Source organism: Bacillus sp. N3378-2at, from assembly GCF_033412715.1.
Classification (GTDB): Bacteria; Bacillota; Bacilli; order Bacillales; family Bacillaceae; genus Bacillus; species Bacillus subtilis.
This window is the reverse complement of record NZ_CP117986.1, coordinates 811352-823667: the sequence shown is the minus strand read 5'-3', so window position 1 is coordinate 823667 and position 12316 is coordinate 811352. Positions and strand designations below refer to the sequence as shown.

Sequence of the window (12316 nt, the reverse complement as noted above, 5' to 3'; positions counted from 1 at the left end):
CCCTTTTATATTCCCTTGTATACGGCCCGTCTTTTTTCTTGAAAGGCCTGAAGCCCTTCTCTCCTGTCTTTTGTCGGGATGGTTTGTTCATACGCTTTTTGTTCAATCGCAAGGCCTGTAGCGAGATCTGTCTCCAATCCTTTATTGATTGCAAATTTAGCCTGACGGACAGCGATCGGCCCGTTGGCAGAAATGGCTGCGGCCAGTTCCTCTGCTTTTGGCATAAGGTCACAAGGAGCCGTGACATGCTCTACAAGGCCGATTTCTTTTGCTTCGTGTGCGGTCACGCGTCTGCCTGTATAAATGAATTCTTTTGCTTTTCCTCTGCCAATCAGCCGGGGCAGCCTTTGGGTCCCTCCAGCGCCCGGGATAATAGCTAACCCTGTTTCCGGAAGTCCCAGCACAGCTGATTCAGCTGCGATTCGAAGGTCGCATGCCAATGCCAATTCTAGTCCGCCGCCTAATGCGCTTCCATTTATCGCAGCTATGACCGGCTGCGGCAAGGCATCAAGTAAAGCCGCCGTTCTTTGAATGAGAGATACACTTTCCAGAACCTGATCTTCTTTCAGTTTTATCCGTTCCTTTAGGTCTGCCCCTGCACAAAACGCTTTTTCACCGGTGCCTGTGAGGATGACGCAGCGGATGTTTGAGTTGAATTCAATTTCCTGAAGAATCATTTGCAGGTTTCTAAGCATTTCCGCTGAAAGAGCATTTGCTGCCTGAGGCCTGTTAAAGGTGATCAACGCCATATGTTCATTTTTAACAGTAAAAAGAATAGAGTCTCCCATTGTATGCGTCCTCCCTTTTATCAAGATGATTTAAACACCTGTAAATTTCTGCTCGGCAGCGGTTTGCCCATTTTTTCTTCTATCCATTTGGCCGCAGATAGCAGTTTTTCTAGCTTTACATTTGTTTTGATATCCATCTGTTCAAGCATGTACACGATATCCTCAGTTGCGGCGTTTCCTGATGAACCTGGCGCATATGGGCATCCCCCAAGCCCGCCTGCCGAGCCGTCAAACACCGTGATGCCCATTTGGAGTGCTGTGACCATGTTGGCCAGAGCGGTTCCTCTCGTATCATGAAAATGCAAGGCAATTTGATTAGCCGGGAATCGTGCCAAAAGAGCTTCAAGTACAGTTTCCACTTGGGCGGGATTAGCCGCTCCAATCGTATCTCCAAGCGAAAGTTCAGAAATCCCAAATTCAAATAGAGCTTCTGAAAGGCGAATGACTTGTTCAATGGGGACATCTTTTTCGTACGGACAGCCGAAAACAGTCGAGAGGTAGGCTCTTGTTGTGAGGTTTGCTTTTTGTGCGTCGTTGTTTACTTGTTTGAGTATATGAAGGGATTCAGAAGTGGATTTATTGATGTTTTTTCTGTTGTGCGTCTCGCTGGCGGACATAAAAACGCAAGCCTCGTTAATGCCTCCTTCAAGCGCATTCTCCAATCCTCTTTGATTCGGGACAAGTGCCGCGTACGTTACCCCTTTTAAACGGTCGATGCCTTTTGCTACGTCGATAGCATCTCGAAGCGCCGGAATCCATTTCGGGTGAACGAAGGATGTGATTTCAATATACGAAAGCCCTGTCCGGGAAAGCTGGTTGATCCAGGTTATTTTATCCTCTGTTGCGATCCATACGGGCTCGTTTTGTAAGCCGTCACGCGGGCCGACTTCTTTGATTTTCACTTTTTTAGGATATGACATGGTCTTCCTCCAAATTATTGAGTGGAATTGCTCAGTTCGAGCAGTACGTCTCCTTCATTTACAAAGTCTCCTTCATTTTTTTTGACTTCTTTTACGATTCCGCTTCTATCTGCAACGATCGGGATTTCCATTTTCATCGATTCCAAAATGGCTACCTCCTGGCCCTTTTCGATTTGGTCGCCGGCTTTGACGTGGACTTTCCACAGGTTTCCTGCCATTTGTATGCTAACCGTCATGACAACTGCCTCCTTTATAGGTGTTGTTTCAAAAAGTCAGTCGTGACATCCCCTTCTTTAAATGCCTTTGTTGCCGCAGCCTGTATGAGAAGCGGAAGATTTGTTTTGATTCCCTCTACACGATAGTCGCGAAGCGATGTCTCTAGTTTTTCAATTGCTTCTGTTCTGGTTTGGCCTTTGACAATCATCTTAGCGATCATCGGGTCATAAAAAGGGGTAACGGTGCTGTCTTTTGCTACCGCACATTCGTGTCTGACTCCTTTTTGGTCAGGAAGTGAAAACGCAGTGATCGTACCTGGTGACGGGAAGAAGGTCTTGGGATCTTCCGCGTATATTCGAACCTCTATCGCATGCCCGTTCCGTTGGATGTCTTTTTGGGAGAATGTGAGTGTATGGCCCGCAGCAATCCGCAGCTGCTGCTCAACTAAGTCCAGGCCTGTTATTTCTTCAGTCACGGGGTGTTCAACTTGCAGTCTCGTATTCATTTCGAGGAAATAAAAATTTTGCTTCTGGTCAACTATGAATTCGATGGTGCCTGCGTTCGTATAGCCGATTGCCTTTGCTGCTTTTACCGCTGTTTGCCCAATCTTCATTCTTAGTTCATCGTCTACAAATGGAGACGGTGCTTCTTCAATGACTTTTTGGTGGCGCCTCTGAACAGAGCAATCACGTTCAAACAGATGTACTGTATGGCCGTGTTGATCAGCCAAAAGCTGAACCTCGATGTGACGCGCATGTTCAATAACTTTTTCTATATACATCGACCCGTCACCGAAAAAATCTGCTGCGCGCTTTTTGTTTCCCTCGTACGCTTTTTTTAATGCTTCTTCATTTTCAACACGCTGCATTCCGATGCCCCCTCCGCCCGCTGAAGCTTTCAGCATGACAGGATAGCCGATTTGACATGCGGTGCGGCAGGCTGCCTCTATATCTCCGAGGGATTCAGAAACGCCCGGTACCACAGGGACACCTGCAGCCTCCATTGCTTTTCGCGCTTCAATTTTGCTGCCCATCTTTGCGATGATATCAGGGGAAGGTCCGATAAACACGATGTTTTCTTGCTTGCAGCGTTCAGCGAACCGACTGTTTTCTGATAACAATCCATATCCCGGGTGGATCGCGTCGGCATTTGCTTTTTTCGCCGTCTTTATGATTCTCTCTATATTTAAATAACTTTCACTGACTCTCGATTCTCCGATCAAATAAGCCTCTGTAGCGGCTTTTGTATGGAGCGCGTCCTTGTCGGCTTCTGAATAAACCGCAACCGTTTTAATGCCGAGACGGCTGCATGTTCGGATAATTCTCATTGCAATTTCTCCGCGGTTGGCGATCAGTACTTTTGTAAACATGATTTCACCTCATTGACTTGATGATAGGTTGAACATTTCAATCGTTTTTTCTCGCAGTTTATATTTTTGAATTTTGCCTGAGGCCGTCATCGGATAGTCATCCGTAAAAATAACATAACGCGGAATTTTGTGGCGGGCGATTTTCCCTTTGCAATAGGCTTTAAGCTCATCAGGTGAAACGCTTTTACCGTCTTTCAGTTTAATCCAGGCTGCAGCTTCCTCCCCGAATTTGGCGTCAGGCACACCAACGACCTGTACATCTAAAACAGCGGGATGCCGGTATAAAAATTCTTCAATTTCCCGCGGATAAATGTTCTCGCCGCCTCTGATGAGCATATCTTTTAATCTTCCGGTGATGCGGCAGTATCCGTCTTCATCCATGACAGCAAGATCTCCGGTAAACAGCCATCCGTCATGATTGATTGCTTTTCTGGTCGCTTCTTTGTCTTTATAATAGCCTTTCATGACGTGATAGCCACGGGTGCACAGCTCTCCCTGCATGCCTCTTTGAACTTCTTGACATGTCCCAGGTTCTACAATTTTCACCTCAGTATGTGGCAGGGCGCGGCCGGTTGTTTCGACTCTTCTTATGAAGGAATCATTTGCTCTCGTTTGCGTAATGACTGGCGAGGCTTCGGTTTGTCCATAGGCGATCGTAATGTCTTTCATGCCCATCCTTTCAATCACAGCTTTCATCACTTCACTTGGACAGGGAGAGCCGGCCATGATTCCTGTTCGGAGCGTCGATAGATCATATGCATCAAAATCCGGATGATGCAGCTCAGCGATAAACATGGTAGGCACACCATGGAGCGCTGTGCATTTCTCTTTTTCTACCGTTTTAAGGACGGTAACGGGATCAAATTCTTGCACGGGTATCATGGCTGCCCCGACGGATACACATGCCAAAACCCCAAGGACGCATCCAAAGCAGTGAAAAAACGGAACCGGGATGCACATGCGGTCTTGAGAGGTTAAAGCCATACATTCAGCGATATTAGCAGCGTTATTGATGACATTGAAATGGGTCAGCATCACGCCTTTTGGAAACCCTGTCGTTCCTGATGTGTATTGCATATTAATCACATTGTCTTTATCCAGGCTGTTCATTCTCTCTTCAAGCTCAGCATCTGTCACTGTTTTCGCCAATATCTCTGTCTCGTCCCAATGATACATGCCAGCCAACCGTTTATTGCCAATATAGATCAGCGTTTTTAAAAAGGGATAGCGTTCAGATTTCAGTTGGCCGGGCTTTGCTTCTTGCAGTTCTGGAATTAAACTGTTTACGATGTCTGGATAAGAAGTGCCCCTGTATGAATCCATGATAATAAGCGCGGCGGCATCCGATTGCTTTAACAAGTAGTCCAGCTCGTGTGCTTGATAATTGGTATTGACGGTTACGAGCACGGCTCCGATCTTCGCAGTTGCGAACTGGACGGCAAGCCATTCAGGGATATTAGAAGCCCATATGGCGACGTGGTCTCCTTTTCCAATCCCCATCCGCATAAGACCTTTAGCGGTTTGACGGCACAGGCTGTCAAATTGAGCGTACGTATAGCGGATATTTCGGTCTGGATACACAACAGCATCTCGATCGGGATACGCATCAGCTGTTTGTTCCAGCAGCCTGCCGATTGTGGAATGGATGAGTTCAGCCATTCATTGTTCCTCCTTTCTTAATGATAGGAAAGCGTTTACATTTTTATTTTAAAAGCTGTCTGGCGATCACGAGACGCTGAATTTCAGATGTGCCTTCACCGATTTCCATTAATTTTGCATCCCGCAGCATCCGTTCCACCCCATACTCTTTCATATAGCCTGAACCTCCATGGATTTGAATGGCTTGATTGCAAGCTCTTGTCGCCATTTCAGATGCGAATAGCTTGGCGTACGCCGCTTCTTTGGTGAACGGGTGGTTATGGTCTTTCAGCCAGGCGGCTTTTAACACCATTTGCCGTGCCAGATCAATTTCCATCGCCATGTCAGCAAGCTTAAATTGAATCGCTTGAAAGGAAGAAATCGGCTGTCCAAACTGCTTTCGTTCTTTCGCATATGCCAATGATGCGTCAAGGGCCGCTTGGGCAATGCCGACTGCAAGAGCAGCGATGGAGATTCGCCCTCCGTCCAGCGTATATAGAAACTGTTTAAACCCTTTTGTTGGATCGCCAAGTAAGTTGGCCGCAGGCACTCTTACATCCTCAAGCAAAATTTCCGCTGTATTCGAACCGCGGACGCCCATTTTATCGTACGGGCTCGTAATCGTAAGTCCTGGTGTGTCAGTTGGCACGATTAATGCGGAGATGATGTTTTTTCCGTCTTTGTTTTTGCCTGTTACGGCGGTTACAATAACTGTGCGTGCGTAGCTTGCATTAGTGATCCAGCACTTTTCGCCGTTGATTACATACTCGTCACCATTTGAAATCGCTTTTGTTTGAGTGCCTCCTGCATCTGAGCCGGCATTTGGCTCCGTCAGGCCGAATGATCCGAGTGCTGTGCCTGAAGCCAGCGGCGTCAAATGCGTCTGTTTTTGCTCTTCTGTTCCGAAGTAGTAAAGAGGGCTTGCGCCTAGCGAGACCGCTGCAGCATAGCTTAATCCAGTACTGCCGCAGGCTTTGCCGACTTCTTCAACCGCTAAGGCATATGAAATCGTATCACCGCCAGATCCGCCATATTCTTCTGGAAATGGAATACCCATCAGACCGAGTTCACCCATTTTTTCAAATGTTTGCATCGGGAACTCGCCTGTTTGATCTACATGTTCAGCGTGAGGAGCAATTTCTTTTTTCGCAAAATCTTTTACCATTTCACGCACCATTTGTTGTTCTTTTGTCAGCTCAAAATTCACATCGTTTCCTCCTTCACATCTTTGTAACATCCTATTAGGCGAGTTCTATAATCATTCCCTGACAAGAAAAGTCTGAAAATTAAAACTGAATCATTTTTTATGTGATAATTTCAGCGGAATGAGCAAATACATGCAGTAGGCGCATACCATCCATATCGCAAACGCAATAACTTGGCCCTTTGATAAAGCCGGGAGGATGAGGGGATGATTCCAAAGGGAAATCGTATCAATCAATAAACCGACCGCTGATCCCCATATACCTAGCTTTATCACCGCGAACTGTGATTGATCGAGTTTTTGATAGAGAAAGAACACAAGGCATAAAACAAGAGCGGTGTCCGCTCCCAAGAGAAGAAAGTTCGGCAAAAAGGCTTCTTCAGCCGGATCAGTCAACAATGAAAACGTAAAACACGTCCTGTACGTGTTTCTCTTCGAATTTACTTAGTACTAGCTTCTCAGATTCCAATAATGGAAAATGTCCAAACACCGCCTACAGCGGTTCACCATCGTTTCCTGTCTCCAAAATCACTTTTAAAAAAAGACGACTTAGAAAGTCGTCCTTCTCATTTCTTATTTTGTTGTTCGTTTGGAAGCCTTGCTTTCGTTATGAAGCCGGTCTGCTGAAGTGACATAATACGTATATTTCTTGTTAGGATCTGCCGTGTTATCTAAGAAGGTTTGCTGCTCATGTGTTTTTCTTTGCGTTGCCAGCAATGTGTTCTGCTTTTTCCCTTCGGCTCTGTATATCGCATAATAGGCTGTTTCTTTCGTTTTTTGATTTGATGGGTGATCTTTAATCTGCAGAAGATTGCCGTTTTTGTCTTCGGTGACTTTCGTAAGCTTCGGTTTTTTTGGGGCGGTATTGTCAAGCCAAGGCATTTGCGGAACCAGTGCCGGCTTGCTGTAAAGATCGGCGATAAGCCTGTCTTTGATGCCAAGCGGATTTTTGTTGAGGTCCTTGAGGCTGAAATGCATGCTTCCTTTCACCAGTTCAAGCTGGCGGTTCAAAGTGATTTGCCGCACATATTCCTCAGGGTCGGACCAAGGCGGATCAAAATTGTTATTGATTTTATATGCTGCCTGGCCAATATATAAGTGAACAGGCCTATTTTTGACTTCATTGCTCCACCAATCAGCCAGCACGTCGTAAGCCGCTGCGTTAAAGCCGATACTCCAATAAATTTGCGGAGCAATATAATCGATGTCGCCTTCTTGGATCCAATGTCTTGTGTCTGCATATAGATCATCATAATTTCTGACGCCTGCTTTTGTATTCGATCCGGTCGGGTCATCTGCGGCGTTTCTCCATACTCCAAAGGGACTGATGCCGAATTTGACATACGGTTTTTCAGCTTTAATTGTTTGGTTGATTTGTTTGACAAGCTGGTTCACATTGTCCCGCCGCCAGTCATCGATATTAGAAAAAGCGCCTTTTCCGTATTGTTCATACTGTGCTTGATCAGGAAATTCCTGTCCTGCTATTTTATAAGGGTAAAAATAATCATCCATATGAACAGCATCGATATCATAATGTTTTACGACTTCTTCAATGCCTTTGACGATAAAATCTCTCGTTTCTGGAATGCCTGGATGATAATACAGCTGGTTTCCATAGGCGGCAACCCAATCTGGATGTTTTCTTGCCGGGTGACTCTCAGACAATTTATTAAGATCTGTATGATTCATTGTAATACGGTAAGGGTTAAACCACGCATGAAATTCCAAATTTCGTTTATGGGTTTCTTCAATCATAAATGCAAGAGGATCATAGCCCGGGTCCTTCCCTTGGACACCGGTTAAGTATTCCGACCAAGGCCCGTAAGCTGACGGATAAAAGGCATCAGCCGTCGGTTTAATCTGAACGATAACGGCATTCATTCCCATTTTTTGCACATCGTCCAGCAGTTTGATATACTCCTGTTTTTGCTCTTTCACAGATAACCCTTTTTTCGACGGCCAATCAATATTTAATACGGAAGCAATCCATACGGCTCTCAGCTCCCTGTCAGACTGCGCATTGGCCATAAACGGAACGGAAATGACAAACGTTCCGATGATCAAGCTGACAAGGAAACGGACAATCGACTTTTGGCAAACCTTCATTCTGTTTCTTCTCCCCCATTACATCACTTTCACTATTCGCTATTACGGTATTCCCGGGCTATAAAAGGGTGATTAACAGAATGTCTATCTCACTAAATAAACGAAAAAAGTCCTAAAGCATGTTGTGAACCGCTTTTAGGACTTTTTATCATTAATCATGGTTTGCAGACTTTTTAACACGTCAATAAGTTTTACGCCGACACCGACAGCCGTTTCAAGGATCGCTTGTGCTCCGGCAATAGCTAAAATAAAGATCAGCGGTATTGCAATACGAGGCAAAAAAAGATAGCCAAGTCCGATCAAAATGGCACACCAAACACCGGCACACCAGTAGCAATTGAGCATGTATCCAAAGTTAGAAGCCGGCACGCTTTTTTCATCTACATGCCCGTTTTGATCAACAATCCTTTTCTTTTTCATAAAAGGTTTTCGGATAAATTCTGTGATTTTGTCGAATACAATCAAATGTGTCAGCCTGTAACTGGCTAGAATCAGCATGATAAACGTAAGAAAAGATAAATGATCCATGACAAGCCTCCAAGAAAAAGGATGATGTTATCATTCCCTAGTGTCATCGATCCATTCTTTGATACAAAAAAGAAGCGGACAGAGAATGCCTCTGTCCGCGAATCCGCTCTATTGTTTGTGCGGGATTGCTTTATTTGAAGTGATCTTTTCTAAAATGTCGAGGATGATGTCAGCATTCTTTTCAGCATATGTTCCTTCCAGCATGTCTTTATGAGCGCCAAAACCCGTGTACTCGCTGTAGTTTCCGCAGGCGCCTTCCCATTTCGTTAAGCCTGTATTCTCGCTGGTTTCGATTTGAATTCCAGCTTCGATGAAATGAATGCTTGCTTTGATGTGCCCTTCATTCAGCAATTGTGCCCAATATTCTTGATAGTTTCTTTTTTTCTTCATCACTTTTTCTCTGACTGCTTCAGGCAGATATGCTGCAGATTCGTCATTCCCGGTATCAATAGGCAAAGGCTGTTCTTTTAGATAAGCGTCCACGATAATGAAGTCGCTGACTTCTAATCCTTTGCGCTCCATAGCCTGTGCCACTTCAAAAGCCAGGTTTCCGCCTGCAGAGTAGCCTAATAAAACGTATGGGCCCTCAGGCTGTATGTCCGTCATGCAATTAACATATTGTTCAATGCGGGTGTCTTGTTCAATAAAGTGAAACCCGTATACGGCTGCCTTCTCATTCAGTAATAAAGCAAGGTCTTTGAAATAAATGCCAAATCCCGATATCGGCGGGAAGCAGAAAAGATTTTGCGCGCCGTGCTGGTTCAGTTTGATCACATGCTGTTCATCTGCCGCTGTCAGCTGTTTAGAATAAAGTTTTTCGGCAAGCTGAGCGATTGTCGGATGTTCGAACAAGAAATCAATCGGTATGTCAATGTTCTGCTGATGTTTGAGTGTATGTATGACTTGCAGTGCTTTTAGTGAATGTCCGCCAATAGCAAAGAAGTCATCATCAATACTGATTGTGTTAACACCGAGGACTTGCTTCCAAATGTTCGCCAATTCTTCTTCAACCAAGTTTCTTGGCAATATGAGGAGAAAAAACAGTATTTGTCAGGTCATCTCTGTTCAAATAGCCTTTAGCGACCCCATCACCGCCAACACAAAGCTCGCCGGGAACGCCTATTGGCAAAAGACGTCCTTTTGTATCTAAGATGTAAGCGGTGCTATTGCTGATTGGTTTTCCAATCGGAATCGGCCCCGCATAGTCTCTCTTTATTTCAAAAAAGGTTGAAAAAGTCGTGTTTTCCGTAGGCCCGTAAATATTATGAAGCGCGAGATCTGGGCAGGCGTGCCTGACAGCATTCATCAGAGCAGGCGAAAGTGCTTCTCCTCCGACATATAACGTATGGAGTCCGCGAAACATATCAGATCGTACCTGTGCCAGCTGATTAAAAAGAGCTGTCGTTAAAAATAGCACTGTGATGTCATTTTCAAGCAAATACGCTCCAAACCGATCAGGTGTCAGCATTGTCGATTTATCAATGATATGAAGGCTTGCGCCATGTAAAAGTGACCCGAACATTTCAAAGGTGACGGCGTCAAAGCTGATAGATCCAGTCAGAATAAACCGGTCATCACCGGACGCAGACGTGTAATTGCTGTTTCTGACAAGGGACACGACATTGCGATTCGTGATCATGACCCCTTTCGGCCGGCCTGTTGATCCTGAGGTATACATGATATATGCAAGATCGTCTGGACTGGAGATGGTGTTGATAGGAAAATGGTTCTCTCCCATCAATGCCTGCGCATCTGCAATCATACATGTTCCTGAGAACGCAGCATTTTGCTCCAGCCCCTTTTGAACAATCAGCATTTTTGCCTGCGTTTCCTCAAGCATAAAGCTGACTCGTTCAGGCGGAAGCTCCTCATCAAGCGGGAGGTATGCTCCCCCTGCTTTTAATACGGCAAGCACACTGATCATGAATTCGGGAGAATGTGCAGCCAATATTCCGGCTGTCTCGTTTTTCCGAAATCCCTTTTGAATTAACTCTCTGGCGAGCGCATTAGAGCGTTTATCAAGCTCTTTATACGAAATAGACATATTGCCATACACAAGTGCGGTATGGTCTGGCGTCTTTTCTGCTTGTTCGCGAAATAAATCGATAATTGTATGATTCTTTGGATACTCCGTTTTTGTATTGTTGAACTGTGTGACAATCTGCTCTTTTTCTGTTGCATCAAGAAAAGAAAAATCAGCAATTGGCATATGAGGGTGCTGTGCAGCTGTGCTAAGCGCTTGCGTAAATTGCCTCTTGATACAGCTGATCCAGGCAGCATCGTAAACGAATGCATTATAGCTGAACTTGACGACAAGCTCTTCGCCGGGAGCAACGACAAGATTAAAGTTATATCCTGATTGCTCGGATACTTGAACTTGATCGATTTGCAGCGGTGAATCGGTTTGATCAGCGGAATCGGCGATTTTCTGCTGTAACGGATAGTTTTCAAAGACGATAATGTGATCAATCAGTTCCTGTTTTAATGCGGTGTTTGCCTGAATATCAAATAAAGGCTGGCAGGTAAACGGCTCAGCTTCCAGCATTTTTTTCTGGCATCGTATGAGCAGTTCTTGAAACGTTTCGTCTTGATGTGTTTTAATTCGAATCGGTATGGTATTGATAAACAACCCTATCATTTGCTCCACGCCCGGGATTTCTGACGGTCTTCCTGATACAACTGCGCCAAACACAACGTCGTCTGTGCGATTATATTGCTGCAGCATCACACCCCAGACCGCCTGAATTAGGATAGCGAGCGTGACGCCGTGTTGTTTGGCAGTCTCTTTCAGCTTGTCTGTCAGTGGTTTATTTAATGAAAATATCAAATCTTCACGGTGATAACCTTCTTTTGTTTCTTTATCAGACACACGAGGCAGAGGTGATGGAGTGCTGTAGTTTTTTAAATAGGTATCCCAGTAGGCTGCTGCTTTTTCTTTGTCTCGGTTTGTCAGCCAGGAAATATAGGTGCTGTACGGACGGACAGGGTCTAATGAAAGCGGTTTTCCTGCATGAATCGATTGATAAATTTGCATAAATTCCTGCATAACAATACCTAGGCACCATCCGTCCATTAAAATATGATGGTGACTCCAGATACAGACATGTTCATCTTTAACTGTTTTGAATAGAGAAATCCGCATCAGCATGTCTTTTTGCAGATCAAAGCCTTTTTGCTTGTCCTTCTCTTTAAAGCGTTCAATATACTCATTCTGGTCGTTTGTTGGCAGATGAGAAATGTCTTCGCTGTACAAATGGAATTCACGTTCTGTCATCACGACTTGCCGAGGTCCCGACAAATGCGGGACCTCGGCAAAAACACGGTTCTGAAAATATCATGGCGGTCGATAATGGCTTGAATGCTGCGCTGAAACCATTCATAGCTGAGGCTTCCTTTAATGGCGAAGAGCGACTGCTCAACGTATGCCCCCTCCTCTTTACGGAGGAAGGAATGAAACAGCATTCCCTCCTGCATATGACTCAGAGGATAAATGTTCTTGATTTTTTTGATGTTATCCATAGTGTCTGCACCTTTCTTCACGGTTTCA

Annotated in this window: 9 protein-coding genes and 2 pseudogenes; all 11 read right to left on the bottom strand. The window is 45.0% G+C overall.

All coding sequences use genetic code 11. From position 1 onward, the window contains the following. Window positions 1-5: 5 nt before the first annotated feature. Complete coding sequence (locus tag PUN35_RS04555) at window positions 6-788, bottom strand: enoyl-CoA hydratase (RefSeq protein WP_014479955.1); 783 nt, start codon at window positions 786-788, stop codon at window positions 6-8. Between the two features lie 20 nt (window positions 789-808). After that, window positions 809-1708 (bottom strand): hydroxymethylglutaryl-CoA lyase, encoded by a 900-nt coding sequence (gene ldeG, locus PUN35_RS04550; protein ID WP_014479956.1) that lies wholly within the window; start codon window positions 1706-1708, stop codon window positions 809-811. A gap of 14 nt (window positions 1709-1722) precedes the next feature. After that, entirely contained in the window at window positions 1723-1944 is a 222-nt protein-coding gene (locus tag PUN35_RS04545) for an acetyl-CoA carboxylase biotin carboxyl carrier protein subunit (protein ID WP_014479957.1), read from the bottom strand. A gap of 14 nt (window positions 1945-1958) precedes the next feature. Then, window positions 1959-3293 (bottom strand): acetyl-CoA carboxylase biotin carboxylase subunit, encoded by a 1335-nt coding sequence (locus PUN35_RS04540; protein ID WP_014479958.1) that lies wholly within the window; start codon window positions 3291-3293, stop codon window positions 1959-1961. Window positions 3294-3302: 9 nt separating this feature from the next. Continuing rightward, the gene (locus tag PUN35_RS04535) at window positions 3303-4952 is read right to left on the bottom strand and encodes an AMP-binding protein (RefSeq protein ID WP_014479959.1); all 1650 of its coding nucleotides are present in this window, start codon (window positions 4950-4952) and stop codon (window positions 3303-3305) included. Window positions 4953-4995: 43 nt separating this feature from the next. Then, window positions 4996-6138: an acyl-CoA dehydrogenase gene (locus PUN35_RS04530; RefSeq protein ID WP_014479960.1), complete on the bottom strand. Its 1143-nt coding sequence runs from the start codon at window positions 6136-6138 to the stop codon at window positions 4996-4998. A gap of 90 nt (window positions 6139-6228) precedes the next feature. Next, complete coding sequence (locus PUN35_RS04525) at window positions 6229-6534, bottom strand: DUF5367 family protein (protein WP_014479961.1); 306 nt, start codon at window positions 6532-6534, stop codon at window positions 6229-6231. Further along, window positions 6533-6625: pseudogene (locus PUN35_RS04520) on the bottom strand (hypothetical protein); the annotation flags it as partial. The gene PUN35_RS04525 and the pseudogene PUN35_RS04520, both read right to left, overlap by 2 nt. An 83-nt stretch (window positions 6626-6708) precedes the next feature. After that, window positions 6709-8241, bottom strand: a complete 1533-nt coding sequence (locus tag PUN35_RS04515; RefSeq protein WP_014479962.1) for a glycoside hydrolase family 10-like protein — start codon at window positions 8239-8241, stop codon at window positions 6709-6711. Between the two features lie 135 nt (window positions 8242-8376). Further along, complete coding sequence (locus tag PUN35_RS04510; protein WP_014479963.1) at window positions 8377-8769, bottom strand: DUF1360 domain-containing protein; 393 nt, start codon at window positions 8767-8769, stop codon at window positions 8377-8379. Between the two features lie 108 nt (window positions 8770-8877). Beyond that, window positions 8878-12309: pseudogene (locus PUN35_RS04505) on the bottom strand (amino acid adenylation domain-containing protein). Window positions 12310-12316 lie beyond the last annotated feature (7 nt).

Coding starts and splice junctions, on each gene's coding strand:
- PUN35_RS04555 (WP_014479955.1), bottom strand. CDS start 788: ATGGGAGACTCTATTCTTTTTACTGTTAAAAATGAACATATGGCGTTG.
- ldeG (WP_014479956.1), bottom strand. CDS start 1,708: ATGTCATATCCTAAAAAAGTGAAAATCAAAGAAGTCGGCCCGCGTGAC.
- PUN35_RS04545 (WP_014479957.1), bottom strand. CDS start 1,944: ATGACGGTTAGCATACAAATGGCAGGAAACCTGTGGAAAGTCCACGTC.
- PUN35_RS04540 (WP_014479958.1), bottom strand. CDS start 3,293: ATGTTTACAAAAGTACTGATCGCCAACCGCGGAGAAATTGCAATGAGA.
- PUN35_RS04535 (WP_014479959.1), bottom strand. CDS start 4,952: ATGGCTGAACTCATCCATTCCACAATCGGCAGGCTGCTGGAACAAACA.
- PUN35_RS04515 (WP_014479962.1), bottom strand. CDS start 8,241: ATGAAGGTTTGCCAAAAGTCGATTGTCCGTTTCCTTGTCAGCTTGATC.
- PUN35_RS04510 (WP_014479963.1), bottom strand. CDS start 8,769: ATGGATCATTTATCTTTTCTTACGTTTATCATGCTGATTCTAGCCAGT.